This is a genomic window from Beijerinckia sp. 28-YEA-48 (genome assembly GCF_900104955.1).
Lineage (GTDB): Bacteria > Pseudomonadota > Alphaproteobacteria > Rhizobiales > Beijerinckiaceae > Terripilifer.
The window spans coordinates 493,433-519,476 of record NZ_FNSI01000001.1; the positions used below are offsets into that span (position 1 = coordinate 493,433).

General features: G+C 61.6%; 23 protein-coding genes and 2 tRNA genes. 15 read left to right on the forward strand and 10 right to left on the reverse strand.

The annotated features are described in order from the left end of the window. Position 1: 1 nt before the first annotated feature. The 5 genes from BLW50_RS02290 (at position 2) to BLW50_RS02310 (ending at position 7,032) form a co-directional block, all read left to right on the forward strand. Entirely contained in the window at positions 2-925 is a 924-nt protein-coding gene (locus BLW50_RS02290) for a DUF58 domain-containing protein (RefSeq protein ID WP_090696876.1), read from the forward strand. Beyond that, complete coding sequence (locus BLW50_RS02295; RefSeq protein ID WP_090696878.1) at positions 925-3,819, forward strand: DUF4159 domain-containing protein; 2,895 nt, start codon at positions 925-927, stop codon at positions 3,817-3,819. Before BLW50_RS02290 ends, BLW50_RS02295 begins: the two co-directional genes overlap by 1 nt. Before the next feature lie 2 nt (positions 3,820-3,821). Then, the gene (locus tag BLW50_RS02300; RefSeq protein WP_090696881.1) at positions 3,822-5,918 is read left to right on the forward strand and encodes a hypothetical protein; all 2,097 of its coding nucleotides are present in this window, start codon (positions 3,822-3,824) and stop codon (positions 5,916-5,918) included. A gap of 131 nt (positions 5,919-6,049) precedes the next feature. After that, positions 6,050-6,682, forward strand: coding sequence for an SRPBCC family protein (locus BLW50_RS02305; protein WP_090708568.1), 633 nt, complete (start codon positions 6,050-6,052; stop codon positions 6,680-6,682). A gap of 8 nt (positions 6,683-6,690) precedes the next feature. Continuing rightward, positions 6,691-7,032: an ArsR/SmtB family transcription factor gene (locus BLW50_RS02310; protein ID WP_090696883.1), complete on the forward strand. Its 342-nt coding sequence runs from the start codon at positions 6,691-6,693 to the stop codon at positions 7,030-7,032. On the opposite strand, the gene BLW50_RS02315 is transcribed toward BLW50_RS02310, so the two are convergent. Next, positions 7,029-7,568: a GNAT family N-acetyltransferase gene (locus BLW50_RS02315; RefSeq protein ID WP_139267433.1), complete on the reverse strand. Its 540-nt coding sequence runs from the start codon at positions 7,566-7,568 to the stop codon at positions 7,029-7,031. The two genes, BLW50_RS02310 and BLW50_RS02315, sit on opposite strands and share 4 nt — an antisense overlap. A 128-nt stretch (positions 7,569-7,696) precedes the next feature. Continuing rightward, positions 7,697-8,170 (reverse strand): NUDIX domain-containing protein, encoded by a 474-nt coding sequence (locus tag BLW50_RS02320; protein ID WP_090696886.1) that lies wholly within the window; start codon positions 8,168-8,170, stop codon positions 7,697-7,699. A gap of 218 nt (positions 8,171-8,388) precedes the next feature. On the opposite strand from BLW50_RS02320, the gene mbfA reads away from it, so the two are divergent. Further along, a complete protein-coding gene (gene mbfA, locus BLW50_RS02325; protein WP_090708573.1) occupies positions 8,389-9,360 on the forward strand; it encodes an iron exporter MbfA in 972 nt (323 codons plus the stop codon). Positions 9,361-9,466: 106 nt separating this feature from the next. On the opposite strand, the gene BLW50_RS02330 is transcribed toward mbfA, so the two are convergent. Beyond that, positions 9,467-9,832: a hypothetical protein gene (locus tag BLW50_RS02330; protein ID WP_090696888.1), complete on the reverse strand. Its 366-nt coding sequence runs from the start codon at positions 9,830-9,832 to the stop codon at positions 9,467-9,469. A gap of 256 nt (positions 9,833-10,088) precedes the next feature. Between BLW50_RS02330 and BLW50_RS02335 the strand changes: the two genes are divergently transcribed. After that, positions 10,089-10,268, forward strand: coding sequence for a hypothetical protein (locus tag BLW50_RS02335; protein ID WP_090696891.1), 180 nt, complete (start codon positions 10,089-10,091; stop codon positions 10,266-10,268). Positions 10,269-10,388: 120 nt separating this feature from the next. On the opposite strand, the gene BLW50_RS02340 is transcribed toward BLW50_RS02335, so the two are convergent. The 3 genes from BLW50_RS02340 to BLW50_RS02350 all read right to left on the reverse strand — a co-directional run bounded on the left by BLW50_RS02340 (position 10,389) and on the right by BLW50_RS02350 (position 12,784). Beyond that, positions 10,389-10,463: transfer RNA gene (locus tag BLW50_RS02340), tRNA-Thr, on the reverse strand. 163 nt (positions 10,464-10,626) lie between these two features. Then, a complete protein-coding gene (locus tag BLW50_RS02345; protein WP_244544113.1) occupies positions 10,627-10,929 on the reverse strand; it encodes a hypothetical protein in 303 nt (100 codons plus the stop codon). A gap of 187 nt (positions 10,930-11,116) precedes the next feature. Next, positions 11,117-12,784, reverse strand: coding sequence for an MFS transporter (locus BLW50_RS02350; protein ID WP_210186017.1), 1,668 nt, complete (start codon positions 12,782-12,784; stop codon positions 11,117-11,119). Positions 12,785-13,360: 576 nt separating this feature from the next. On the opposite strand from BLW50_RS02350, the gene BLW50_RS02355 reads away from it, so the two are divergent. Next, entirely contained in the window at positions 13,361-13,912 is a 552-nt protein-coding gene (locus BLW50_RS02355) for a hypothetical protein (protein ID WP_139267434.1), read from the forward strand. Positions 13,913-13,948: 36 nt separating this feature from the next. Here BLW50_RS02355 and rlmB read toward each other — a convergent pair whose 3' ends face one another. Next, entirely contained in the window at positions 13,949-14,809 is an 861-nt protein-coding gene (gene rlmB / locus BLW50_RS02360; RefSeq protein WP_244544114.1) for a 23S rRNA (guanosine(2251)-2'-O)-methyltransferase RlmB, read from the reverse strand. 188 nt (positions 14,810-14,997) lie between these two features. Here rlmB and BLW50_RS02365 point away from each other — a divergent pair. Then, positions 14,998-15,082, forward strand: a tRNA-Tyr gene (locus BLW50_RS02365). A gap of 43 nt (positions 15,083-15,125) precedes the next feature. Here the strand turns inward: BLW50_RS02365 and BLW50_RS02370 are convergent. After that, entirely contained in the window at positions 15,126-16,097 is a 972-nt protein-coding gene (locus BLW50_RS02370) for a GlxA family transcriptional regulator (RefSeq protein ID WP_210186141.1), read from the reverse strand. A 114-nt stretch (positions 16,098-16,211) separates the two neighbouring features. Between BLW50_RS02370 and BLW50_RS02375 the strand changes: the two genes are divergently transcribed. Both BLW50_RS02375 and BLW50_RS02380 read left to right on the forward strand, forming a co-directional pair. Further along, the gene (locus BLW50_RS02375; RefSeq protein ID WP_090708578.1) at positions 16,212-16,853 is read left to right on the forward strand and encodes an HD domain-containing protein; all 642 of its coding nucleotides are present in this window, start codon (positions 16,212-16,214) and stop codon (positions 16,851-16,853) included. Positions 16,854-16,918: 65 nt separating this feature from the next. After that, on the forward strand, positions 16,919-18,400 hold the full coding sequence (locus BLW50_RS02380) for a catalase (RefSeq protein WP_090708581.1): 1,482 nt from the start codon (positions 16,919-16,921) through the stop codon (positions 18,398-18,400). Positions 18,401-18,488: 88 nt separating this feature from the next. Here BLW50_RS02380 and BLW50_RS02385 read toward each other — a convergent pair whose 3' ends face one another. Both BLW50_RS02385 and BLW50_RS02390 read right to left on the reverse strand, forming a co-directional pair. Beyond that, complete coding sequence (locus BLW50_RS02385) at positions 18,489-19,214, reverse strand: alpha/beta hydrolase (RefSeq protein WP_090696900.1); 726 nt, start codon at positions 19,212-19,214, stop codon at positions 18,489-18,491. A 186-nt stretch (positions 19,215-19,400) separates the two neighbouring features. Beyond that, the gene (locus BLW50_RS02390) at positions 19,401-20,132 is read right to left on the reverse strand and encodes an alpha/beta hydrolase (protein WP_090696903.1); all 732 of its coding nucleotides are present in this window, start codon (positions 20,130-20,132) and stop codon (positions 19,401-19,403) included. 131 nt (positions 20,133-20,263) lie between these two features. Here BLW50_RS02390 and BLW50_RS02395 point away from each other — a divergent pair, with 131 nt between their 5' ends. The 4 genes from BLW50_RS02395 to BLW50_RS02410 all read left to right on the forward strand — a co-directional run bounded on the left by BLW50_RS02395 (position 20,264) and on the right by BLW50_RS02410 (position 26,020). Further along, positions 20,264-21,940, forward strand: a complete 1,677-nt coding sequence (locus BLW50_RS02395; RefSeq protein WP_090696906.1) for a winged helix-turn-helix domain-containing tetratricopeptide repeat protein — start codon at positions 20,264-20,266, stop codon at positions 21,938-21,940. Between the two features lie 361 nt (positions 21,941-22,301). Next, entirely contained in the window at positions 22,302-23,747 is a 1,446-nt protein-coding gene (locus BLW50_RS02400; protein WP_170849945.1) for a porin, read from the forward strand. Positions 23,748-23,940: 193 nt separating this feature from the next. After that, on the forward strand, positions 23,941-24,525 hold the full coding sequence (locus BLW50_RS02405) for a YbhB/YbcL family Raf kinase inhibitor-like protein (protein ID WP_170849946.1): 585 nt from the start codon (positions 23,941-23,943) through the stop codon (positions 24,523-24,525). Positions 24,526-24,547: 22 nt separating this feature from the next. Beyond that, positions 24,548-26,020, forward strand: a complete 1,473-nt coding sequence (locus tag BLW50_RS02410; RefSeq protein ID WP_090696913.1) for an aldehyde dehydrogenase family protein — start codon at positions 24,548-24,550, stop codon at positions 26,018-26,020. The last annotated feature ends 24 nt before the right edge of the window (positions 26,021-26,044 follow it).

Sequence of the window (26,044 nt, forward strand, 5' to 3'; positions counted from 1 at the left end):
GATGGTCGATGCCCGCCTCCTCGACAGGCAGGAGGGCGCGCTTAGCGCCATGCACAGCCACGACGCGCTGTCCCTGGCGCGGCGTCTGCCCAGTCTCGTCGTTGCCGCCAAACAGGTCGCGGCGACAGTGATGCATGGCGTGCACGGACGCCGGCGCGCCGGTATCGGTGAGACGTTCTGGCAATTCCGGCCCTTCGTCTGGGGCGAATCGACGACGCGTATCGATTGGCGCCGCTCGGCGCGTGACGATCGGATCTATGTGCGTGAGCGCGAATGGGAAGCGGCGCACACGATGTGGATCTGGGTCGATCGCTCAGCCTCCATGGCCTATGTCTCGTCGCTGGCGGCGCAGTCGAAGATCGATCGTGCCGTGGTTCTTGGCCTTGCCGCTGCGGATCTTCTGGTGCGTGGTGGCGAACGGGTCGGCATTCCCGGTCTCATGCGGCCGGTGGCGGCGCGTAATGTGGTCGATCGTTTCGCCGAGACGATGATCGAGGAAGAAAAGCGCAAGAGTTATGTCGCGGCCGAACTGCCGCCGCATGACGCGCTGGCGCCGCGTTCGCAGGCGATTGTCATTGGTGATTTGTTGTCGGACCCCGCTGAAATCGAAGCCAGTGTGCATGGCATGGCGGCTCGTGGCGCCATGGGCCATGTGGTGATGATCGCCGATCCGGTCGAGGAGACCTTTCCTTTCGCTGGCCATGTGGAATTTCTCGACGTCGACAGCTCGGCGCGGCTGCGCGTCGGCGAGGCACAATCGTTCAAGGCCGATTATGTGGCGCGGCTGGCTGCTCATCGCGACAGGGTGCGCGCTATTTGCATTTCGCGCGGCTGGAGTTTCGCCATTCATCGCACCGATGGCCCGGCATCGCAGGCACTGCTCGCTTTGCGGCTGCGCGTTGAAGCGGCGCAGGGAGGCGGCTGATGCTCGGTCTGCCGCTGGCTTTCACCGCACCGCTGGTTCTGGCTTCGCTCGCGCTGCTGCCGTTGCTTTGGTATCTGCTGCGCATCACGCCGCCGCGGCCAAGGCCGATTGCTTTTCCGCCGCTGAAACTGATCCTCGATCTGCAGCCGAAAGACGATACGCCGGCGCGCACGCCCTGGTGGCTGATGTTGATGCGGCTCTTGTTGGCTGCTGCCATCATTTTCGCCATGGCTGGGCCGATCTGGAATCCGCGCCCGACGACGGAGACCGGCAAGGGGCCGCTTCTGGTGATCGTCGACGACGGCTGGCCGGCGGCGGTACAGTGGAATTTACGCGTGTCGGCGGCGAGCGAGGCGATCGCTTCGGCGACGCGCCAGGGCCGGGCAAGCGCCGTTGCCGCCGTGTCGGAAGGGGTGCGCGATATCGCCATCAGCGATCCGGCCAAGGCGACGGAACGGTTGCGCGCCATGAAGCCGGTTCCCTATATGCCGGAACGCGCAGCTGCGCTGACGGCCATCCGCAAATTCATCGCGGCTAATCCGCAAAGTGACATTTTCTGGATCGCCGATGGCGTCGCCACCGGCAATGCGCGCGGCTTTGCCGAAGGTTTGATCGATGCTGCAGGCGACAGCGCCAGCGTGCGGGTGCTCACCGCCACACAGACGCCTTTGGCGCTTGGTGGGGCGCAGAATGCCGCCGGTGCACTTGACGTGCGCGTGCTGCGGGCAGGGCCAGCCGGCGCGCCGCAGGGCCAGTTGCGCGCCTATGACCTCAAAGGCTTGCCAGTCGGCGAAGCCGGATTTGCTTTTGCCGGCGGTAGCAATGAAACCAGCGCCCGGTTCGAATTGCCGATCGAATTGCGCAATGAGATCGCGCGGATTGAGATCGATCAGGAGCATTCGGCAGGCGCCGTGACCTTGCTCGACTCGCGTGCCAAACGGCGGCGTGTCGCCATTGTCACCGGCGTGACGGCCGATGTGGCGCAGCCGCTGCTGTCGCCGTCTTATTATGTCATGCGGGCGCTGGGTCCGTTCGCCGATGTGCGCGAGCCGCGCGCCGGCACGCGCGATCCGGTGAGCGCGGCGTTGGACGATCAACCCTCGGTTCTGGTTTTGGCCGATGTCGGTGTTGTCGGTGGCGCGGTGCAGGAGAGGCTGCGTCAATATATCGAAGACGGCGGTGTGCTCTTGCGCTTTGCCGGCAGCCGTCTGGCGGCTTCGACCGATGAGTTCGTGCCGGTGCGGTTGCGCCGTGGCGGCCGCGTGCTGGGCGGTTCGTTGTCGTGGGACACGCCGCGCCGGCTGGCGCCCTTTGATCGCGAGTCGCCGTTCTATGGCCTGCCGGTCAGCGAAGAAGTGACGGTGAGGCGGCAGGTGCTTGCCGAGCCCGAGGCTGGTCTGCCGGGCAAAACATGGGCGGCGCTGGAAGACGGGACGCCGATGGTCACAGCGATACGGCGCGGCAAAGGTATGGTGGTTCTGGTGCACGTCACAGCTGACACGACATGGTCGAACCTGCCGCTGTCCGGTCTGTTCGTTGATATGCTGCGCCGGATCGTGGCCATGTCGGGCGAGAGCGCGGCGGGTACGGAGAGCGGTACAGCTTCCGGCGAAGGGCAAGTGAACCGCGCCGAGACGGCGGCGCCGACGCGTACCCTCGATGGCTTTGGCGTGCTTGGCAATCCGCCTATCACCGCCAAGCCGATCGCGCTCGATCATGATGGCATTGGCAGCGCCGATCACCCGCCGGGTTTCTACGGCCCGATCATGGCGTTGATCGCGGTGAACACGTTGTCGCCGAAGGACAAGTTGGAGGCCGCGAATTTCAGCGGCCTGCGGCTCGAAACCCAAGCCTTACGGCCGGCCGATCCGGTGGATCTGCGGCCCTGGCTCATCGCGCTCGCCTTTGCGCTTTATTTGGCCGATGCGCTGGCGTCGATCTGGCTCGGTGGCGGTCTCGCCGCCTTGCGGCGCGGCGGCAAGAAAGTCGGCGGTGCGGCGGTCGCCAGTTGTCTGCTGCTGCTTGCCCTCGCGGCGATGCAGATGGTGCAAAGCGTGCCGGCTTCGGCGCAGGCGCAGTTCAGCCCGTCGCCATTTCCTCGACCTGATCTGCGCTTTCCAAGCCAACGGATGCAGATGCCGGCCACGCTCGGCGATATTCATCCGGCGCTGGTCACACGTCTCGCTTATGCGGTCACGGGTGACGCGCGGGTGGACGAGGCCAGTCGCGCCGGACTGATGGCGCTGTCGCGGGCGCTGGCGGCGCGCACGGCGTTGACGCCAGGCGATCCGATGGGCGTCAATCCGGCCAAGGACGAACTTACCTTCTTCCCGCTTATTTATTGGCCGGTGGTTGCCGCGGCGCCGCAGCCTTCTCCGGAAGCGGTGGCGCGTATTTCCAACTTCATGAAACAGGGCGGCACGATCGTTTTCGACACGCGCGATGCGATGACCAGCCGCCCGGGGGAAGCACCGACGCCGGAAACGCAATGGCTGCGCACGCTGCTGGCCGGCGTCGACGTGCCGGAGCTGGAAGTGGTGCCGCGCGATCACGTAGTGACGAAGACGTTTTATCTGCTCGACAATTTTATCGGCCGCACGACGGTGGGGCAGACCTGGATCGAGGCTTTGCCGCCGCCGACGGAAGATCCGGCGCAGCGCCCGGCGCGAGCTGGTGACAGCGTGTCACCGATCATCATTACCTCGAACGATCTGGCGGCTGCCTGGGCGATGGATAACAGCGGCCAGCCGCTCTATCCGCTTATTCCCGGCACCAACCGGCAGCGGGAAATGGCGATCCGGGGTGGTGTCAATCTGGTCATGTATACGCTGACCGGCAATTACAAATCCGATCAGGTGCATGTGCGCGACCTGCTTGAACGACTGGGGCACTGACCATGACCCAGTTCAACATCGCCCTTTCGCCTCTGGTTCCGACCCTCGTTCTCGTGCTGTTGGCGCTTGGCGCCATCATCGTCATTGGGCTGAGCTTTTGGGCGCGGCGCAAGGGCGCGTGGCTGCGTGCGCTGGGACTCGGGCTGATCCTATTCTCGCTCGCCGATCCCTCGCTGGTGCGCGAAGATCGCGATCCGCTGAAAGACGTGGTCGCCGTTGTTCTGGATCGCAGCGCCAGTCAGTCGATCGGTGAACGTACCGCGCAGACGGACCAAGCCAAGGAGCAGATCGAAAAATCCCTCGCGGCGCTCGGCAATGTCGAAACCCGGGTCGTCGAAGCCGGCGGCGGCGATGCGGATGTCGACGGCACGCGCTTGTTCTCGGCCCTGTCGTCGGCGCTGGCCGATGTGCCGCCGGAACGCGTCGGCGGCGCCTTTATCGTCACCGATGGTGTCGTGCACGATATTCCGGCCCATCCGGATCTGCTAGGCTTTAAGGCACCGGTGCATGCGTTCATCACCGGTCATGAGGGCGAGCGCGACCGGCGCATCGAACTGGTCGAGGCGCCGCGGTTTGGGCTTGTAGGCAAGGATCAGACGATCACCGCGCGCATTCTGGACTCCGCCGACCGTGGCGAGCCGGTCGAATTGGTGGTGCGCCGTGATGGCGCCGAAATCTCCCGGCAGCGGGTGCGTACCGGCGCAACGATTCGCGTCAACGTGCGCGTCGAGCATGGCGGCCCGAACGTCGTCGAGCTGGAAGTGGCGACGCTCGACGATGAACTGACGGCGCTCAACAACAAGGCCGTCGTCACCATCGAGGGCGTGCGCGACAAGCTGAAAGTGCTGCTCGTTTCGGGCGAGCCGCATGCGGGTGAACGGACGTGGCGCAATTTGCTGAAGGCCGACGCCAACGTCGATCTCGTGCATTTCACCATTCTGCGGCCGCCGGAAAAATCGGGCCTCGATGGCACGCCGATTTCGGAGTTGTCGCTTATCGCCTTTCCGACCGCTGATCTGTTCGGCCGCAAGATCCGCGAGTTCGACCTGATCATCTTCGATCGCTATTCGAACCAGACGGTATTGCCGCCAGTTTATTTCGAGAACATCGTCCGCTTCGTGCGCGAAGGGGGCGCGCTGTTGATCGCCGCCGGGCCTGATTATTCAGGGCGCGATGGCCTGTTCTTCTCGCCGCTGGGCAAGATCGCGCCGGCACGGCCAAGCGGCGATGTGATTGAGCGGGCGTTTCGGGCCCATATCACTGCCATGGGCAATAAACATCCGGTGACGCGCGGCCTGCCGGGCGGCGCGCAAACGCCGCCGGCCTGGAGCGAGTGGTTCCGCCAGGTCGATGCCGAGCCGTTGCGTGGCACGTCGGTGCTGTCGGGCGTCGACGACAAGCCGCTGCTGCTGCTGTCTCGCGAGGAGAAGGGCCGCGTCGGCCTCTTGCTCAGCGATCAGATCTGGCTGTGGGCGCGTAACTATCAGAACGGCGGTCCGCACCTTGAATTGCTGCGCCGGCTGGCCCATTGGCTGATGAAGGAGCCGGAGCTCGAAGAGGAGGCGCTGCGCGCCACGGCGCGCGGGCGGGAAATTTCGATCGAGCGTCAGAGCCTGAAGGATGTGATCGAGCCAGTGACGGTGACGTCGCCCTCGGGCAATTCGCAGATCGTGACCTTGAAGGAAGGCGAGCCCGGCCTGTCGCGGGCGCAGGTTCGTGTCGGCGAGCCGGGCCTTTACAAGCTCACCGATGGCGAGCTGACGGCGCTGGTCAATGTCGGCGCCGAAAATCCGGTCGAATTCCGCGAAGTGGTTTCGACCATGGATAAGCTGCGGCCCCTGGTCGAGGCGACGGGCGGCACCATCAGGCGCATCTCTGCCGGCAGTGGCGATGCGATCAGCCTGCCACGCTTCACGAGCATGCGCGACAGTCCGCTTTACGGCGGCTCTGATTACGTGGCGATCCGGCGCACGGGCGCCAGCGTCGTCACCGGCATCGGCGTCGCGCCGCTGGCTATCGGCTTTCTGGGTCTGCTGGCGCTGCTTGGCAGCGTGTTGATCGGCTGGCTGTGGGAGAGCCGTCGGCGCGGGCCGGCATAATCGGCATCTGGCCGGTTTCGGAAACTCAAAGAGCCGCCGCTGGCTGTAGCCGGAGAGTGCCCATTTGACTGAGATATAAGTTATGACTTATATAAGTGAAATCTTCAGTCTGAATGGTCGAGGTATCCACGATGTTTGAGGTTGCCAATCTATTGGGCGCGGAAGTGCGGACGGTGGTGAAGCGCGAGCATCAGGGCAAGCCGGCCAATGTGGTCATCGCGACCGTGACCTATGACACCGATGTGGAGGATCTGTGGGATGCGATCACCACCGCTGAACGTATTCCACGCTGGTTCCTGCCCGTCACAGGAGACCTGCGGTTGGGCGGCCGCTATCAGCTGGTTGGCAATGCTGGCGGCTCGATCGCCGAATGTGAAGCGCCGAAGCGGCTGGCCCTGACTTGGGAACATGGCGGAACGGTAAGCTGGGTAAATGTGGACCTCGCTGCCCTGAGCGACGGCCGTGCCTCCCTTCGTCTTGAACACATCGCCGAGGCCACAGGCGATTTCTGGGATAAATATGGGCCGGGTGCCGTCGGTGTCGGGTGGGACCTCGCATTGAGTGCGTTGACCAAACATCTTGCCAGCAAGGCGGCGGTTGATTCCGCTGCGGCTCACGCGTGGATGGCGAGTGCTGAAGGCAAGGCTTACATTACGGCGAGCAGTCTCGCCTGGCGTGACGCGGCTCTCGCTGCCGGCACGCCACGTGCGGCGGCAGAGGCCGCCGCCCAAGCGACGACCGCCTTCTATACGGGCGAAGGATAAGACGATCGATGCACGCGTTCGATGTTCTGGGGGACCCGGCGCGCCGGCGAATTTTGGAATTGCTGGCGGATGGTGAATTGACCTCCGGCGCGGTGGTGACGGTCATCCAGAGGGAGTTTGGAATCACCCAGGCGGCGGTATCCCAACATCTGCGGGTGTTGCGCGAGAGCGGCTTTGCCGTCTCGCGTCCCGAAGGCGCGCGGCGCCTCTATTCTGTCGATCCGGCGCCATTGCGGGAGGTCGATGCCTGGCTCAATCAGTTCCGACATTTCTGGACGCGCCAGTTGTCGGCGCTGTCGACAGAAATCGCCCGTGGCAAGAAACAGCGTGCCGAAGACCCGAAGCCCTAGACAGCTCGTCCGATCCTGCCGCTCAACGCGGCGAAGGCGTCGGGCTGCAATTCGCAATAGAGCAGGCGTGCCGGATCTACCGGGCCTGGCAGGGTGATCTTGCCCATGGGCGCTGGCTTAAAGCCAAGACGGGCATAATAGGGCAGGTCGCCAACCAGGACGATGACGCCGTGGCCGGCGGCGCGGCACGCCTCGATCGACTGAAGAGCCAGGGCCTCACCGATGCCGCGCGAGCGATAGGCGGGTTCGACAGTCAGCGGCCCGAGCAGAACCAGTTCCTGATCACCACAGCGAGCCAAGGTCATCAGATTGGCGCCGATGAGCAGGGAGCCGACATAGGCGACGCGGGACAGATTGAAATCCGGCGCTACGCCTTCGCGCAGGCGGTAGGCGGAGCGGGTGAAGCGGCCAGGACCGAAAACCCGCTCGTCCAGGCGCTCGATGAGCGGCAGGTCAGCAGGGCGCAGAGGCCGCAGATCAAGGGCGGCAAGGTCAGGCGGCGGAACGGAAGGGGTGGCGGAGCCGAGATCGGACATGCGGTTCCCATAGAGCAATTTAGGGCTCGATAGAACCGCCAATTGCTCTCTCATCTTTGTTTTAAAGCGTCTTTACGACGCTCGCGCCGTCAAGCGCTCTGGAACATTTCGGTAGCGAACGGTAATCGTTACCAGTATGCCGCCGGCGGCTTGCCTTGGAAAATCTCATCGAGGCGCTCGCGGGTGCCGCGCGTCGTCGCTTCAGGCAGGTCGTCGAGGGGGAAGAAGCGGGCCTCGACGATTTCCATGTCGGGCAGGCGGGGGCCGATCACAGTGAAGTCGCGCACGATATAGAGCAGCACATGATCGCGGCGTGAGGCCCGGTTGTTGAAGAAAATGCCGTGCAGGACTGGGGGACCGTCGAAGCGGATATTGCCTTCCTCAAGCACTTCGCGGCCGAGCGCGTAGAGGGCAGTTTCGCCGGCTTCGACGCCACCGCCGGGCATATGCCAGCCGGGAACGTAGGAATGGCGCACCAGAAAAATCCGCCCCTCCGCATCGATGATGGCACCACGCACGCCTAGGGTGATGGGCCGGGAGAACCGAAAGAAAAGATGAAAAAGCCGGCCTCTCAGGGTGTTAAGGCGATTTGTCCAAGTCATGATTCATCTGCTGCGTGCGGAGCCCTATGCCATCCGCCCGAGATTCGCGGCGAGAGCAAGTCATAAGCGCAAATCATGAACCGGGTTTCTCCTGCACAAGGCTATGGCTCCCATTCTATCTTTGAATTAGAATTATTCTAAACTATAGATGGTGCGTCGACCAAAAGTGGCTGCGTGTGCGGCTTCCGGTCTGAAGCGATCCTGTTGGAGACTTGATTTTGAAAGCTTTTGCCGAGCTCAGCGAGCGTGAGCTGCTCGCGGTGGCCATTTCTTCGGAAGAAGAGGACAGCCGGATTTACATGTCCTTCGCCGAGGATCTGCTGGAGCGCTATCCCGCGACCGCCCAGGTCTTTGTCGACATGGCGGAGGAGGAGAATCAGCACCGCCGGCAGCTCCTCGATATTTATGAGGATCGGTTTGGCCTGCATTTGCCGCCGATTCGGCGCGAGGATGTGAAGGGGTTTCTGAAGCGTCGCCCGGTCTGGTTCAGCAAGAATCTGCCGCTGGAAACCGTGCGCAAGGAAGCCGAAACGATGGAATTGCAGGCGTCGCGCTTTTACACCCGCGCCGCCGAGCAGACGACCGATGTCGGCATCCGCAAATTGTTGGGCGATTTGGCGCAGGTCGAAAAGGAGCACCGTCAGATGGCGAGCCGGCTTGAGCGGGCTCATCTCACCGAAGCGGCCATCGCGCGGGAAGACACGACCAAGCGACGGATGTTCGTCCTGCAATATGTGCAGCCGGGCCTGGCCGGCTTGATGGATGGTTCGGTTTCGACCCTGGCGCCGCTGTTTGCGGCCGCTTTCGCGACCCATAGCAATTGGCAGACATTTTTGGTCGGCCTCGCCGCGTCGATCGGGGCAGGCATCAGCATGGGGTTTGCAGAAGCCCTGTCGGATGATGGCTCGATCACCGGGCGGGGCTCGCCCTGGCTGCGCGGTGGCATCTGCGGCCTGATGACGGCCCTGGGGGGGCTTGGCCACACCTTGCCTTATCTGGTGCCGGACGCGTGGCCCAATGCATTCTGGATCGCCACCGGCATCGCCAGTTTCATTGTCATGATCGAGCTTTGGGTGATCGCTTGGATCAGGGCGCGTTTCATGGATACGCACTTCCTGCAGGCAGCCTTCCAGGTGGTGCTGGGCGGCGTCATCGTGCTGATGGTGGGGATATTGATTGGCGGGGCCTAAAGCCGTTTTTCGTTTTGCTGGAATCGGAACGAGGCTTTTGTTCAGGCGGCTTGTGAAAACGCCGGCGCATTGGCGCCGGCGTTGGAGAGTGTGCTGAGCGCTTGCTTTAGTAGCAGACGCGGACCGCCCGGCGGACCATCCCATAGGGCGACGGCACCATGCGGTATTGAATCGTGCAGCGTGGCGGCCGGGGACGCATCATCGGCGGTACGAACTGCGGGCGTCCGGGGCCCCAATTGCCTTGCGGAGGCCGCGGCTGCTGCCACTGGCCCGGCGGGCGGCCGGGATAACTAGGGGTCGGCCGGGTGACTGGACCGCCCGGTCGCATGCCCGGCTGACCACCCGGACGCATCCCGGGCTGACCATATTGCTGCGTGGTCGGATAGCCCTGGGCGAAGGCATCGCCCGCCACGGCCAGTCCGCCTGCCACGATCGCGGCGGCGAGAGCCAATTTGCGAAATTCGATAGCCATTCTGCCAACTCCTTGATTCTCTTCTCATCTCTGAGCGTACAGCAACAATGTCGATGTTCGACTGAATAAGGGTTGAATTCCCCGTTCAACTCCTGTTCATATATGTTAATCAGGCGCTTAGAAGTTTTATCCCGAGCGGGTGGAACTCCTTCATTCTTCACGCGTTTTGTCTTTAACAGGGGCTTTCAGGCGATCACAGGTCGCCCTACGAACAAAAAGCGCAAAAGCCGCTTTGGCTGGCAGTCAGGAGCAGAAGATGACGATAGCAGGACTTACTGCTGTTCTCCCTCTCCAACGTTGGGCGCGGGCGTCGCAGAAGGCGACGGCTGAAGCAGACCCTCCGTTGCACGATTGCGCCACCACCTATGTGCTGCGGTTTCTCGGCGCCATGACCGTAGCCATCGTCTTTCTGGGTGTCGCGGCCTTCTTCGTCTAAGGGCCGCGTGGGAGAAGGCATTCCTACAGGGTCCCCAAATCGACGCGCGCTTCGCTGCCAGTGGAGCGCGCGTTGCCGTGTCTGGCCGCGGCTCACGAATTCTAGGGGAGGGGCAAGCGCTGGTGCCGGATGAGGGGATTGAACCCCCGACCTTCGGTTTACAAAACCGCTGCTCTACCGCTGAGCTAATCCGGCTGCCGGAGCGATCAGCTAGCAGTGCTTGGCCGCCGGTGCAATCGGGGGTGAGGCAGTTTTTCCAAAGCCATTTGAGAAATCGAAACCCTCCGGCTTGCGGCGGCAGCCGGAGGGTTCTTCGTTGAGGCGGGAGGAGAGGGCAGTCTGACCCGCCGTCACGAAATCAGTAGCAGACGCGCACCGGGCGGCGGTAGCCGACGACTTCGCCCCAGGAATTGTAAATCGGGCGCTGGCGCAGTTCGCAGCCGCCGTAGCCGTAGGCGGGAGCGGCATAGGCGGGCTGGGAGGCGGCGATGGCGCCACCGACGATGGCTGCGCCGAGCAGGCCGACAGCAAGACCGCCGCCATAACCGTAACCGTGATGCTTCCAGCCGGCCGAGGCCGGGGTGGAGGAAACCGCGAAGGTGGCAGCCAAAGCGAGGGCGCCGACGGTGGCGGTGAGGGTCTTCTTCGAAATCGCGTTCATGATGCTCTCCCACAAATCTTGGCGTTGAGATCAATCCCGAGCGCCGATGATTGCAGGATAGGCGTCTTGTGGGCCGGTGAATGTGCGGGCGCGCACGCAACAGGCATAACACGCACGTTGCAGGCGCAAACAAAAGCCCCGCGGTTTCCCGCGGGGCTCTCGCTGCGCTGCCGTTTGCTTGCGGCGATTACCGCTTGCCGTCGTCCGCGTAGATGTCGCGGTTCTTCGTCTCCGGTAGCAGGATGAGACCGATCACGAAGGTCATGAGTGCGACGATGATCGGATACCAGAGGCCGGCGAAGATATTGCCGCTGGCCGCCACGATGGCGAAGGCGGTGGGCGGCAGGAAGCCACCGAACCAGCCGTTGCCGATGTGATAGGGCAGCGACATGCCAGTGTAACGGATGCGGGTCGGGAACAGTTCGACCAGCAAGGCTGCGATCGGCCCGTAGACCATCGTCACGAAGATGACGAGGATGAACAGGATGCCGGCGGCTGCGAGAGCTCGGCTACTGCCGAACAACTCGCCGATCGACGGCGTCTTCAGGATGGTCGGATCATTGACCGTGGGATAGCCGGCCTTGATCGCTGCCGCGACCAGATCGGCTGGGGCCGACGGAGCCTCGGCGCCATTGATCGTTGCTTTCATCGGCGAGCCGGCGGGGCCTGGAACAAGATCGTAATGGATCGAGCTTGTCGCCAGGGTCCGGCGCACCACGTCGCAGGGCTTGGTGAAAGTGCGCACACCCACCGGATCAAAGAGCAGGCTGCACTCGGCCGGATCGGCGGTGAGGCTGAGTCTGACGTTCTCCGTCGCGTTGATGAGCTTCGGATTCGCTGTTTTGGCGAGCATGCCGAACAGCGGGAAGTAACTCAACGCGGCGATGAGGCAGCCGGCCAGTAGGATCGACTTGCGGCCGATCTTGTCCGACAGCCAACCGAAGAAGATGAAGAATGGCGTGCCGACCAGAAGCGAGAGCGCGATCAAGAGATTCGCCGTCGTGCCATCGACCTTCAACGTCTGGGTGAGGAAGAACAGAGCGTAGAATTGGCCCGTGTACCAGACCACCGCTTGACCGGCGGTGCCGCCGAACAAGGCGATGAGGCCGATCTTGGCGTTTTCCCAGCGGCCGAAAGCTTCCGTCAGCGGCGCCTTGGAAGCGGTGCCTTCGGCTTTCATCTTCTGGAAGGCCGGCGATTCAGCGAGCTGCAGGCGGATCCAGATCGACACCCCGAGAAGCAGGATCGAGACCAGGAACGGAATGCGCCAGCCCCAAGCGTTGAAGGCCTCCGGCGTCATGCTGAGACGCAGTGTCAGAATGACGATCAGCGAGAGGAACAGGCCGACGGTCGCCGTCGTCTGAATCCACGATGTATAGAAGCCGCGCCGTTCTTGCGGTGCGTGTTCGGCGACGTAAGTCGCGGCGCCGCCATATTCGCCACCGAGCGCGAGGCCCTGCAGCAGGCGGCAGATGACGAAGGCGGCGGGCGCGAGATAGCCGATCGTATCGTAACTCGGCAGAAGGCCGATGACGAACGTGGCAAGGCCCATGATCGTCATGGTGACGAGGAAGGTGTATTTGCGGCCAATTAGGTCGCCCAGGCGCCCGAAGAACAGGGCGCCGAACGGGCGCACGGCGAAGCCGGCGGCGAAGCCGAACAGCACGAAGATGAATTTCGCGGTGTCGTTGGTGCCAGGCACGAAGGTTGCCGCGATATTCGCGGCCAGCGAGCCGGCCAGATAGAAGTCATACCACTCGAAGACGGTACCGGCGGAGGAGGCGACGATGACCTTTCGTTCCTCCTTCGTCATCGGCCGGGCCTTTCCATCGGCCGCGATGCTCGCTGTGCTCATTTTTAGCTCCACTTTCTTTCGCGCAGGCGACGGCTGGCTTGGTGTGTGCGCAGGCTGTCGCGTGCGGGCCCTCCACTTGAAATTCGGCGATGGCGCCGGAACGCCGTTTCAACTGAAGCGAAGCGGGGGCGGCGCTGGTGCGCCGCGATCCCGAGACCTTCGATTCAACCCAGCCTTATGACGCCGGGCGTCATCTGCTTTACGACTGGGCTGCGCGAAGTCCATGCATCACGATTAAATACTTCGTCTAATGCGCGTATGATTTGTCCGGCGACGAGGTAATTTTATCGCTGTGGCGCAGTCCTATTTTCGATTCACTCGACTTTTGTCGAGTGTCAGGTCGGAACCAAGGCTTCAGGCCTATTCTTGGGGGTGGAATAGAGCGCCGGCCTGTTCTTGTTCGCCTAAAGTCTAGGGAGACGACAACTATCAGTAGATCGATTGTGGCGTGATCGCGCGGGGGTATCCGACCTTCACGGATTGCTGCCCATGGGCATGGCGAAAAGATAATTGCCAACAGGGCGGTTCATCGCGCTAGAATGGTGTCGAGGAGGCCACCTCGCGTCGGAGTTTGCAATGCGAACCTCTTCCACGATGGCTACTGCCATGGGCGTGATCGTGCTCGCCCTATCCGGTGCCGTAGGGGCGAAATCCGCTCCAGCCGCGCCCATGGCCGCGCCTCGTCCCGCACCCGCCCTTCTGCCGCGCATCGGGCCGGCGCCGGCGCTCCATGTCCAGCCGGCCCATCGGCCGCCATCGATGCAGGGCCAGTTCCGCCCGCCAATGGGTGGTCCTCATAGGCCGTGGCCAGGGCGTCGATTCGTCTACGGCGCGCCTTTCCCAGCCTATGGCGTCTATCCGTCCGGATTGGCTGAGCCACCGCTGGAGATGTCTTCAGAGCCGCCGCTCGATGCGGGCTTGCAATATGGCGGGTACTACAAGGTCCCGACGCTTTGCGTGCCGCCGACCATCATCATTATCGGCAGCGGCATGAAGGGCGCCATTACGCCGCCGGTGGCGCGTGCCGGCGGCTGCACCGCGCCGCAGGTCGTCTATCAAAAACGCGCCGACATGCGGCCGCAGGCGATTGAACGCGAACCGCGTCGTGGCAAAAAGCGGGCGCGCTAATAGGCAAATCGCGTTTCCGTAGAAACGCTTTTTACTTCAGCGAGAGAGGCTGACACGTATCAAGGTCAGCGCCACTGCGCAGGCATTGGAGACGTTCAGGCTGCGGATCGCACCGGGCATGTCGAGCCGGGCGAGGACATCGCAGTTCTCGCGGGTCAAACGACGCAGACCCTTGCCTTCGGCGCCCAGCGCCAAAGCGATCGGCGTGCGCAGCGGCGTTGCTTCGAGCGAGGCGGGGCCGTCGGAATCAAGTCCGACGCGCAGAAAACCCTCGCGACCGAGATATTCCATCGCGCGGGCCAAATTGACCACGCTGACAATCGGCACATGTTCCAGAGCGCCCGAGGCAGCCTTGGCGAGAATGCCGGTCATCGCCGGGGAATGACGCTCGGTGGTGATCAAGGCTTGGACGCCGTATGCAGCGGCCGTGCGCAGGATGGCGCCGACATTGTGCGGATCGGTGACCTGATCGAGTATGAGAACGATGCCTTCCGGCACCAGATCGGTGATGTCGAGCGGCTCGAGCGCGCGACCCTCCACCAATATGCCCTGATGGACGGCATCGGGCGCCAGCCGGGCGGAAATCTCTTCGGCCTCGACGACGATCGGCGTCAGCTTGCGGGCCGACAGCTCCTGTTCAAGGCGCTGTGCTGCTGCCGCCGTGGCATAGACGCGGACGATTTTACGGCGCGGGGCCTTCAGGGCCTCGGTCGCTGCGTGAAATCCGAAAATCTGGACGATATCGGGATCGGGGCGGTGGCCTGGCGGGTGCGACCGGCTGCCGCGCTCCTGATGGCCGCGGCCCTGGCGCGCAGGAGGGCGGCCCTCGGGATTCGGGCCGCGTCGGCCTTCACCGCCTTTGGAGCCGCCTTTATTGCCGCTGAAATTTTTAGCCAAACCGTCCTCGCACTGTGAATTCGGTGGGTCTCTTCTCATGGGCGGCCCGGATAAGCAATGGAAGGCCCGCGAGGGGTTGACAGGCGCGGGTCGTCTTTCCATAAGCGGCGCACACGGAGACGCCCCGTTCGCGGGGTCCGTCAGCCGGCCTAGGCCGGCACGCCAGTCCCCCGGGACAGGATGGCTCCGGGGGAATGTCCCGAGCGGCAAAGGGGGCGGACTGTAAATCCGCTGGCTATGCCTTCGCAGGTTCGAGTCCTGCTTCCCCCACCACCATTCTCAAGAGCTTCGGCTGTGAATGGATCGGCGGTTTACATCAAGCTGCGATGCCGGCGAAGCGTTTGCGATACTCTGCAGGCGTGACACCGACGTGCCGCGCGAAGGCGCGTCGTAAGGTGTCGGCATCGGCAAATCCGCAATGCGCAGCGACCTGCTTGGGCGCCTCACTCCCTTGTTCGAGAAGCCGCCGCGCCGCGCTCACGCGCGCTTCTTCAACCCAGGTTGCCGGTGTGATGCCGACCTCGCTGCGAAACAGACGCGAGAAGTGGCGCGGGCTCAGATCCATGCGCTTGGCAAGGTTCGCCACGCTGTGATCGAGCGCAGGGTTGGCAGCGACCCAGCGCTGAAGCTCCTGTAGCGCGGCCCGACCAGCCGGCATGGCTTCGCCCTTGCGGCTGAACTGCATCTGCCCGCCGGGCCGCTTGAAAAACATCACGAGCTGGCCGGCGACTCGCATGGCGATGTCGCGACCGAGATCTTCCTCGACGAGCGCGAGCGCCAGGTCGAGCCCCGCTGTCACGCCTGCCGCGGTGCGCAGCGGCCCGTCGCTGACCAGGATCGCGTCCTCATCCACGGTTACGTTGGGGAACTGCTGCGCGAGCCGCTCGGCAACCGCCCAATGCGTCGTTACGCGCCGACCATCGAGCAAGCCCGCCGCAGCAAGGAAGAAGGCGCCACTGCAGACCGAGCCAAAGCGCCGGGTCATTGGTGCCCGTCGCCGCAGCCAGTCGATAACGAGGCTATCCGCCGGGACCTCGGCCGCGTTCGGGCATCCGGCGACGAGAAGAGTGTCGATAGCCTCTTCGAAGTCGCGGTCTAAAATCCGGTCCGGCATCAGTTGAACACCAGATGAGCTGCGCATCGGACCCGGCGCGCCAGCCGCGACGATAAGTCGATAAGCCTCATGGCCGGTCTGTGCGTTCGCTTCGGCGAAGACGTCGAGAGGCCCGCAGACGTCGAGTAGCTGCACGCCAGGCAACGCCACCATCACAATCGTTTTTGCCTTCATGCGCATTCGCGTCCGCCTCGGTCTGGTTTTGTCCGTTTATGACGTATTCAGTTGATTGCAGACAACGTACCCCGATTTTATCCTGCTGACGACTGAAAAATGCAGGAGAAAGCAATGGGGACTATCGTCAAAGACGCTGCGATTCCAGATAGTAAGCTGGCGCGGATTATCACCGAGTTCATCCGCGACAACGAAACGGAATTGCTCTTCAATCATTCGAGCCGCGTCTATCATTTCGGCGCCCTGGCCGGCATCCATCGCGGCCTGAAGTTCGATCGAGAGCTGCTCTATGCAGGCGCGATGTTTCACGACATCGGGCTGATGCCTAAACACAGCAGCCAGGACGAACGCTTCGAGGTCGACGGCGCCCATGCGGCGCGCGCCTTCTTGCAGAACCACGGGATATCGGAGGCGGACGCCACCACGGTATGGACCGCGATCGCACTCCACACCACACCGGGGGTGCCGCAGCACATGCACCCCGTCGTCGCCCTCGTCACCGCCGGTGTCGAGATGGACGTGCTCGGGCTCACTTACAAACAATATTCCGATGCCGAGCGCGAAGCCGTCGTCCGCGCCTTTCCGCGCACACCGAAATTCAAAGAAGATATTATTCAAGCCTTCTATGACGGCATCAAGCATAAGCCGGACACCACCTTCGGCAACGTCAAGGCCGACGTCATCGCCGACAAGGAGCCGCATTTCCATCGCGGCAATTTCTGCAGCGTCATCCGCTGCTCGCACTGGCACGGCTGACCCTATCCGCCACCCGAACCGCGCTTCATCGACGCGTGTGCAGCGCCACCAGAAGGAGTATGTTCATGACTGATAAACAGCCAAATCTGACTCATGCGACCGGTGCACCGGTCGGCGACAATCTCAATATTCTGACGGCGGGGCCGCGTGGCCCAGCACTCTTGCAGGACATCTGGCTGATCGAGAAGCTTGCGCATTTCGATCGCGAAGTGATCCCGGAACGGCGCATGCATGCCAAGGGCGCAGGTGCCTTCGGCACGTTCACCGTGACCCACGATATCACCCGTTACACCAAGGCGAAGATCTTCTCCGAGATCGGCAAGGTGACGCCGATGTTCGCGCGCTTCTCGACTGTCGCGGGCGAACGCGGTGCGGCCGATGCCGAACGCGACATTCGTGGCTTCGCGTTGAAATTTTACACGGAGGAAGGCAATTGGGACATGGTTGGCAACAACACGCCCGTCTTCTTCTTCCGCGATCCATTGCGTTTCTCCGACCTCAACCATGCCATCAAGCGTGACCCGCGCACCGGCATGCGCTCGGCCGACAACAATTGGGATTTCTGGACGCTGCTTCCCGAGGCACTGCATCAGGTCACGATCGTCATGAGCGAGCGTGGCATTCCAAAAAGCTTCAGGCACATGCATGGTTTTGGCAGCCACACCTTCGGCTTCATCAACGCCGCCAATGAGCGCACCTGGGTGAAGTTTCATTTTCGCACCCAGCAGGGCATCGACAATCTGACGGATCAGGAAGCGGAAACCGTCGTTGGAAAAGATCGCGAGACGCATCAACGCGACCTCTTCGAAAGCATCGAACGCGGCGATTTTCCACGCTGGACGCTGTTCGTCCAGGTTATGAGCGACGAGCGGGCGAAGGCATTTCCCTTCAATCCATTCGATCTGACCAAGGTGTGGCCCAAGGCGGACTTTCCGCTGATCGAGGTCGGTATTTTCGAGCTGAACCGGAATCCGGAAAATTTTTTCGCCGAGGTTGAGCAAGCAGCGTTCTCACCGGCCAATATCGTGCCGGGAATTGGCTTCTCGCCGGACAAGATGTTGCAAGCGCGGTTGTTTTCTTATGGCGACGCGCAGCGCTATCGTCTTGGCGTCAACTTCAATCATATTCCCGTCAACGCACCGAAATGCCCATTCCATAGCTATCACCGCGATGGTGCCATGCGCACGGACGGCAATCTCGGTCGCACCTTGAATTATTTCCCCAACAGCCGAGGCGAATGGACGGACCAGCCCGATCTCAATGAGCCGCCGCTCGAGGTCGATGGCGCGGCTGCCCACTGGGATCATCGTGTCGATGACGATCATTATCAGCAGCCGGGCGATCTCTTCCGCAAGATGAACTCCGCCCAGCGCCAGCTGCTGTTTGACAACACTGCTCGAGCGGTTGGTGGGGCTGCGATCGATATCCAAGAGCGTCACATCGTCAACTGCACCAAAGCCGATCCTGCTTATGGGGCCGGCGTCCGCGAAGCTCTGTCGCGCCTGGCCTCCATCCGTCCCGTGAAGAATGACACGGCGGCTGAATGACGGTCCTGATATCTATGAGATGGCCGGGAGCGACTGCCACCACAATGCGTTGATCGGCGGTCGCTCCGTCCTACGATCGGTTCAATAGCTAGCCCGCGGAAGCCTCGACGGCCTCGGCTGCAGCCTCGATCAACTCCGCGACCCCACCGGGGTGGGACATGTAGATCGCATGGCTGCCGTCGAGTTCCACGACAATGGAACCTGCGCGCTCTGCCATGGCGCGTTGAGCATCGGACGGGATCATTCGGTCGTCTTTGGCGACCAGATACCAGCTCGGCTTCGTCTTCCAGGCCGGAGCTGTGGTCGCATCATTCAGAGCTTCAATGCCCCAAGGACGCTGGGAAGCAGCCATGAAGGTTGCCTTGTCAGGGTCGATATCCGCCGCGAAGGCATCAGTGAATTTCGCTTTGTCTAGCAGAAGAAAGCCATTTCGCTGCGACACAATCGGAGCGACAGGCGCGCCCGGCGAAGGATTTGCGATCAGTATCGCGACGGACTCGCCGGCTTCAGGGATGAATGCCGTGACATAGACCAATCCGGCTACCTTTGGATGGTTGCCTGCTTCCGTGATGACAACGCCACCGTAGGAGTGGCCAACGAGGAGGACGTCGCCGGAAGCGGCTGCGATGGCGCGTTTGACGCCGGCAACATCGTCGGCCAGAGAGGTCGTTGGATTTTGGACGACGATTACTTCGTAGCCGTCGCGCTTGAGGATGGAATAGACGGCCTGCCAGCCCGATCCATCGACAAAACCACCATGCACGAGGACAATGGATTTCACCCCCACAGTGTCCGTCTTCGGAACAATCGGCATCTGATAACCCCTCCCGAAACGTTTCCGGCGGGGACCATAAGATCTAGACGTGCCGGATTCTCATGGCGCCCAACTACCGCATAGTCGCGCGTCGGCGCTCGCTTCCAAGTGTCACCTTTGCAAGTGTTTCGTCTTGCAAATGTTTCGTCTTGGTCACGAGCGCCGACATAGCTTCGGTCTGGCCGGTTACTTGGCTTCGGCGGCAGCGGCTTCAATGAGTTTCGCCACCGCTGCGGGCTGCGAGACGTAGACGGCGTGGCTGCCTGCCTGATCGATAGTCTTGGCGCCGGCGCGCTTGGCCATCATGCGCTGTGCGCCGACAGGGATCATCTTGTCGTCGGTCGCCACGAGATACCAGCTGGGTTTGCTCTTCCAGGCGGGCTCGGTGACCGTGCCATTCAAGGCGTCAAGGCCCCAGGGAACCTGGGAGTCGGCCATGAAGGCGGCCAGGTCAGGCTTCACATCCGCAGCGAAAGAAGCAGCGAATTTTGTCTTGTCCAGATACAGGAAGCCATCCTGCGGCGGGAGGATCGGCGGTACCGGCGCCCCGGGAGGAGGATTGGCAATCAGCGACGAAACAGATTCGCCCTTATCGGGCGCAAACGCGGTTACGTACACCAGCCCGGCCACTTTGGGGTCGGTCCCGGACTCGGTAATGACAACGCCGCCATAAGAATGACCGACGAGGATGACGGGTTTTGTTTGGGCGCTGATGGCGGCTTTGGTCGCCGCGACATCTGCTTTCAGGGTCGTCGTCGGGTTTTGAACGATGGTGACGTCATAACCCTCCTTTTTCAGGATCTTGTAGACTCCCTCCCAGCCCGATCCGTCGACAAAGCCGCCATGGACGAGGACGATCGCCTTATCTGTTCCTTTGGCCTGGGCCGATCCGAGTGCGGAGATCGCTGCCGCTGTCATTGTCGCTCCTACGAGTAGTTTGAGTATCGTCTTCACGCTTCCCTCCATCGGGTGGGGCTGCTGACCGGCGGAATGCTGCCCAGTTCTCACTTGCGGCGATCAGCCAAGACATCGACTGGGTGCGCTGCTGAATGGAAAGGGCGAACGGTCGTAACGTGAAGGAGTGTGGCGATGGCGACCGCTGGCGTATTGAAGGGGCGTCGAATAATATCCGAACAATTCCCGAAGCCGTTGCGGTTCAAAGTCATATGCAGGGACAGCGTTTCACCTTCGGTCCATTTTTACTTAATCTCGACAATGGAACGCTGCTGCGGAAAGGTGGGCGCGTGGCGGTTGGGCGCCGCGGCATCTTGCTTCTGGAAACACTGCTCAAGCGGCAGGGTGAGATTGTCACCAAAACTGAGCTGATGGATGCGGCATGGCCTGGGACGGCTGTCGAGGAGAGCAATCTCTCGGTTCAGATCGCTCTGCTGCGCAAAGCGATCGACCCCGCGCCCGACGGGGAAGAATGGATCACCACCATTCCGCGCATCGGATATCTTTTCAAAGGTTCCGCTGGTGCGGCTGAGGAAGCTCTCAACGCTCCTGCGCCAAGGCCGTCACTGGCAATCCTGCCGTTCGCAAATCTCAGCACCGATCCCGATCAGGATTTCTTCGGCGACGGGCTGGCCGACGAGATTATCACCACCTTGTCGAAGATCCCGGGCTTGGTCGTGATCTCTCGAAGCTCCAGTTTTGCCTATAGAGGCATGGCGACAGACGTGCGTCGCATCGCCAGCGATCTGGGCGCCCGCTATGTCGTAGAGGGGAGTATTCGCAAGAGCGGTGCCCGTCTCCGCGTGGCCGCACAATTGAGCGATGGTGTCAGTGGTAATCATCTGTGGGCCGAACGGTATGATTTGGAACCTCACGACCTCTTCGCCGTCCAGGATGAGGTCGCTCGCAAGATTGTTGCCGAACTCAGTGCTGCGCTGAACCCGGTTGACTTAACTTCATGGCCCGGCATTGCGCCGAGTGGAACAACGCATGTCGAAGCCTATCAGTCCTTCCTACGGGGGCGGGTGATACAGCGTGGCGTGACGCAGAATGTTGCCATCTTCGAGCGAACGCGTGACCTGTTTCGGCGAGCGATCGCCCTCGATCCGGGCTATTCGGCTCCCTATGCCGCTCTCGCCATGGCACTCGCCCATGCTTACTACAATCGCTGGACCGACGATCCCGAATGCGCGCTCGCGGAAGCCGACGCACTGGTCAATAAGGCGATTGAGCGTGATCCTGGCGAACCGTTCGCGCATGGCGTGGCTGCATTGGTCGCGATGTACAGGAAGGACTTCGGACGCTGGGCTTGCGAAGTCGACAAGGCGCTCTCGCTCAATCCGAACTTCGCCCCCGCGCTGTCGTTGCGTGCGACACTCAATATCTATTCGGGCTTTCCCCGTGCGGCCATTCATGACCTAGAGCGGGCCATGCGCCTCGACCCGTACTTCACTCAGGCCTACCTGCATCATCTCGGTGTGGCCTATATCGTGGCCGGCGAATATGAAACGGCTGCCGCGATCCTCAAGGAACGTATTCTTCTTGTTCCAGAGACGGATATGAGCCGGCCCTATCTCGCTGCGGCGCTTGGCAACCTCGGCTATCTTGATGAGGCAAGGCACGTCTGGGATGAACTTATGACCATCAACCCAGGCTATTCTTTTGCCGATCGCGTTAGCGCTATGCCGTTCAAGAATCCGGAGGATCTCGCCCGGATCACTAAGGGCCTCGAGAGGGCCGGATTGTTCATTCGTTCCGAAGCTCTTCCCTAAGGTTGTGCGGCACAGCTGGGGCCGTATAGCCGCTTCCAGCCGTTTGAGACGGTGGCTCCCCGAGCTTTACCTGGGGACGTAATGACGCTGCCACGAAGCCAGGCGTTCCTCGAATATAGCCTGTAGAATCAATGCGCTCGCTTCAAACGAGGAACGCATTCGATCGGCCTCGAAATCCATTCCAGCCATAATTGCCACGCCGGTTGAGGGCGGCATTCTATTTTGTGCATATAAATATTATTTTGCGCAAAATAATTTTTGTGCAAATATATCTTGATTTTGCCGGAAACCGGCAAGTCGGCGGGCTCGCTTGCTCGTTTTTCCTGGGGAGGCAAAACTTATGATGCTTATGAGGGGGTTATTGTTGGGCTCGTCCGCGGCTCTGGTGGCGGCGACGGGCGCGCAATCTGCGGATCTACCGTCGCGGAAGGCCGCACCGGTGGAATATGTGCGTGTCTGCGACGTCTATGGCGCAGGCTTCTATTGGATTCCTGGCACGGACACCTGCTTGAAAATCGGTGGCCGTGTCCGTGTTGATGCTTGGTACACGCCGGCAAAGAGCGCAGTTGTTCATCGCTCGACGGCAAGCGCTGCCGCTGCGGCGAATACCTACGTGAGCTCGAATGCCGTTGACCAAAACGGCTGGTTTGCCCGCGGCATCGTGAGTATGGACGCCCGTACGCAATCGGCTTGGGGAACGGTTCAGACCATTTTCACGCTGCGTTTGGCTGCGGCGTCGGGCCTCTCCAACAGCCCGCCGGGCTACACCGGTGGTGTTTTCTCAGCTGGAAATGCCAACAGCTCGACGGTCGAGGCGGCCTACATTCGCTTCGCGGGCTTCACGGCGGGCCAGGCGGCTTCCAACTTCACCTTCTTGGCGCCGCTTCAGTATCACTCGATGTTTAACGCCGGTTTTGTGAACGGCATTCGGCAATTGGCTTACACTACAACGTTTGGTGGTGGCTTCTCGGCCACCCTCGCTTTGGAAAACGCGGGCGAGTTGGCCAATGGAACCACAGCGAACACGCTCGGCGCCAATCCGTTTACCGCTACAGCGGCGACGACTGGGCCGATTGCGACGCGTTTGCCGGCCTTGGTCGGAAACGTCCGTGTCGACCAGTCTTGGGGCGCCGCCATGCTCTCTGGCGTTGTCCTCGAGAACACGGCCACATTCGGCAATGCCAATCTCGCGGTTGTCGGCAATGCCGGTCCGCAGATTCGCAGCACCGGTTGGGCGATGAGTGCCGGCCTCAAAATCAATCTGCCGATGCTCGCCGCTGGCGATAACATCCAGGTGTGGGCCGTCTATGGCGCTGGCGCGCTCAATTATGTGGTCAATCAGGGCTTCAACTCGAATCCGGTCGTTACGAGCAACTGGCTGGGTGGGTTCCTGCGCGTCGACCGCAATCTCACCCTGTTCTGCGTGAATGCCGCTTGTACGGTTGGCGGCTCCGAGCAGACCAAGGCTTGGTCAGTCGCCGGTATCTTCACTCATTATTGGTCTCCGACCATCCGGTCCGACCTGATGGCCTCATATGCACGCGTGACACCAGGCGCCGTGACTCGCAATACAGCCTGGTCACAAGGCGGTCTGTCCGAGGCGTCGGTCTGGGGCGTTCTAGGCAAAGTGGTTTGGTCGCCAGTGCGCAATTTCGATATCGGCTTTGAATTGTCGTACGCGAAGCTGACGCAGAGCCTGCCTTTGGGTGTTGCTGGTTTCGCGCCGGCGCAAGCGCTTCTCGCCTCTTCGGCGAGCGTCAGCCCAAGCAACTGGACCGGTCGTGTTCGTTTCGAGCGCACGTTCTGAGTTCATGAAGTTCCGGCCAGGAGCCCCAAAATCCTGGCCGGAATGGCCGTCAATCTGCATCCAGGCGCCATCGGTTGAAATCCTCCCTTCCTTCAATCGGTGCCTTCTGGACAACAGATCTGGAGCGATTGACGGCCTCAATCTTTTAGGCGCGGAGCCGTCCAAGTCAGTCGTCCAAGTCACGGGGAATGAAATGACGATGTTGCGTAAAGCGATTGCGGTAGCTGGTCTTTGGTTCGTCTTCTGTGCACAGCAAGCGCCAGCGCAGACAGTCAATGAGGTTAAACCATTCTCACTGTCCTCACCGAGCTTCGAGGATGGGGGCTATCTCGCGCTCAAATATGGCGGGAACAACCCGAGAAGCCCGAACTGCTTGGGCGCGAACGTGTCGCCTCCGCTCCACTGGAGCAATGCTCCGGCCGGAACCAAGAGTTTCGCGCTGATCATGGTCGATCTGCAGGGGCGGGCAGGTCAGGGACTGACGCACTGGACCATCTACGGCATTCCAGCTTCCGTCAGTGCGTTTCAGGAAGGCGAACTCGGCAAAGCCTCAGGAAAATTCGTGGGTGGAAAAGGGCTGACAACGGATGGCACTTATATGGGCCCCTGCGCACCTCCCAATTCCGTACGCCACTATTCCTTCACGCTGATCGCTACGGATCTTGAACCGTCAGCTCTTGCGCCCGGACTCACGCGGGAAGAACTGCTCGCGAAGCTTGAAGGGCATGGCAAGGAAGCGACGGTGTTGATCAGCGTCGCCAAACATCCCGGATCGTAACCTCTGACGTATCGGAGATAGCATGCACTCTCAGTCAAATACGCAAGCGCATATCGTTGAATATCTCAGTATCAACGGCAGAAATGTTGACGGATCCGATCGTATTGAAGTCAGAAATCCTGCACGGCCGGATGAGGTTGTCGGAACGATCGTTCGTGGGACACCGGATCACGTCAACGAGGCGGTCGCTGCGGCGAAGGCGGCTCAACCGGCTTGGGCCGCTCTGACCTTTTCGCAGCGAGCATCTGTCTTGCGTCGGGCCCTGGCTCGACTGGAGAGCGATATCGATCGGCGGGCAGCTGTGTTTGTGCGCGAGAATGGCAAACCTCTGGCTCAGGCGCGCGCCGAGCTGTTGGGTGTGCCGCAGCGTCAGAGCATGGCGCTCGACTATGCTGCGCAACTCGACGACGAGCGCAGATATGTCGCTGCCAATGGCAGAACATTCGTTGCGAATCGGCCGTACGGTGTTGTCGTTTCCATCGTACCTTGGAATTCGCCGGATTCTCTAGCCTTTACCCAGATTGTGGCGGCCCTTCTTGCCGGCAACTGCGTTGTCCTCAAGCCGCCGGAAAGCTGCCCACTGACGCTGACTCAGTCGGTTCGGATGTTTGCGGAGGAACTCCCAGCGGGTGCGATCAATATCGTCACGGGATTGCCGGCCGAGATCGGCGATACGCTGACGATGCATCCAGATGTTGGCAAGATCGGGTTTACGGGCAGCATTCCGTCGGCCAGACATATTATGTCCAACGCAGCCCAATCGATCAAAGGCTTGACGCTGGAGCTAGGCGGCAACGATGCCGCGATCGTTCTCGACGACGCGGAGTTTAATTCCGCCATGCTGTCGCGCATGTTCGGGGCGACATTCAGGATGAGCGGCCAGGTCTGCATGGCCATCAAACGCATCTATGTTCCAGAAAAACGGAGTGCGGAGTTTCTCGAAAAGTTTGGCCAAGTCGTTGATTCCATCGTCGTGGGTGATGGGCTTGAGCCTTCGGTCACGATGGGACCGCTGCATACGCAAACGGCGCGTGCCCGGGCCGGCGACCTTGTCGAAGACGCAAAGCGCCGTGGCGCGACGGTGCGGGCGCTCGGCAAGGTCGCGGATGAAGCAGTCTTTTCGGCGGGATATTTCATGCGGCCAACGGTCGTCGCCAATCTCGCCGACGATGCTCCCCTGATGAGCGAGGAGCAATTCTGTCCCGCGATTCCGGTTGCCACTTATGGCTCGGTGGACGAGGCGATTGCCCGCGCAAACAATACGGCGTTTGGGCTGAGCGGCTCTGTATGGGGCGGCGATACCGAAAAGGCGGTTGCCGTAGCCCGGATGATCGAAGCCGGGCAGGTTTGGGTCAATACTCATGGACCTCAGGCGATCAACCACCTGGCGCCCTACGGCGGGGTTAAACAGAGTGGCATCGGCAGGAAGTCGGGAATCGAGGGCATTTTAGAATATCTGCAGAGCCAGACGATCACCACACACGAAAATGCGTAATGACAAGGCCCATCTCGAATTTCG

What these genes read in the sequence shown, in the direction of transcription:
- BLW50_RS02290 (WP_090696876.1), top strand. Translation starts at nt 2, where the DNA reads ATGGTCGATGCCCGCCTCCTCGACAGGCAGGAGGGCGCGCTTAGCGCC.
- BLW50_RS02295 (WP_090696878.1), top strand. Translation starts at nt 925, where the DNA reads ATGCTCGGTCTGCCGCTGGCTTTCACCGCACCGCTGGTTCTGGCTTCG.
- BLW50_RS02300 (WP_090696881.1), top strand. Translation starts at nt 3,822, where the DNA reads ATGACCCAGTTCAACATCGCCCTTTCGCCTCTGGTTCCGACCCTCGTT.
- BLW50_RS02305 (WP_090708568.1), top strand. Translation starts at nt 6,050, where the DNA reads ATGTTTGAGGTTGCCAATCTATTGGGCGCGGAAGTGCGGACGGTGGTG.
- BLW50_RS02310 (WP_090696883.1), top strand. Translation starts at nt 6,691, where the DNA reads ATGCACGCGTTCGATGTTCTGGGGGACCCGGCGCGCCGGCGAATTTTG.
- BLW50_RS02315 (WP_139267433.1), bottom strand. Translation starts at nt 7,568, where the DNA reads ATGTCCGATCTCGGCTCCGCCACCCCTTCCGTTCCGCCGCCTGACCTT.
- BLW50_RS02320 (WP_090696886.1), bottom strand. Translation starts at nt 8,170, where the DNA reads ATGACTTGGACAAATCGCCTTAACACCCTGAGAGGCCGGCTTTTTCAT.
- BLW50_RS02330 (WP_090696888.1), bottom strand. Translation starts at nt 9,832, where the DNA reads ATGGCTATCGAATTTCGCAAATTGGCTCTCGCCGCCGCGATCGTGGCA.
- BLW50_RS02335 (WP_090696891.1), top strand. Translation starts at nt 10,089, where the DNA reads ATGACGATAGCAGGACTTACTGCTGTTCTCCCTCTCCAACGTTGGGCG.
- BLW50_RS02345 (WP_244544113.1), bottom strand. Translation starts at nt 10,929, where the DNA reads ATGAACGCGATTTCGAAGAAGACCCTCACCGCCACCGTCGGCGCCCTC.
- BLW50_RS02350 (WP_210186017.1), bottom strand. Translation starts at nt 12,784, where the DNA reads ATGAGCACAGCGAGCATCGCGGCCGATGGAAAGGCCCGGCCGATGACG.
- BLW50_RS02355 (WP_139267434.1), top strand. Translation starts at nt 13,361, where the DNA reads ATGCGAACCTCTTCCACGATGGCTACTGCCATGGGCGTGATCGTGCTC.
- BLW50_RS02370 (WP_210186141.1), bottom strand. Translation starts at nt 16,097, where the DNA reads ATGAAGGCAAAAACGATTGTGATGGTGGCGTTGCCTGGCGTGCAGCTA.
- BLW50_RS02375 (WP_090708578.1), top strand. Translation starts at nt 16,212, where the DNA reads ATGGGGACTATCGTCAAAGACGCTGCGATTCCAGATAGTAAGCTGGCG.
- BLW50_RS02380 (WP_090708581.1), top strand. Translation starts at nt 16,919, where the DNA reads ATGACTGATAAACAGCCAAATCTGACTCATGCGACCGGTGCACCGGTC.
- BLW50_RS02385 (WP_090696900.1), bottom strand. Translation starts at nt 19,214, where the DNA reads ATGCCGATTGTTCCGAAGACGGACACTGTGGGGGTGAAATCCATTGTC.
- BLW50_RS02390 (WP_090696903.1), bottom strand. Translation starts at nt 20,132, where the DNA reads ATGACAGCGGCAGCGATCTCCGCACTCGGATCGGCCCAGGCCAAAGGA.
- BLW50_RS02395 (WP_090696906.1), top strand. Translation starts at nt 20,264, where the DNA reads ATGGAAAGGGCGAACGGTCGTAACGTGAAGGAGTGTGGCGATGGCGAC.
- BLW50_RS02405 (WP_170849946.1), top strand. Translation starts at nt 23,941, where the DNA reads ATGACGATGTTGCGTAAAGCGATTGCGGTAGCTGGTCTTTGGTTCGTC.
- BLW50_RS02410 (WP_090696913.1), top strand. Translation starts at nt 24,548, where the DNA reads ATGCACTCTCAGTCAAATACGCAAGCGCATATCGTTGAATATCTCAGT.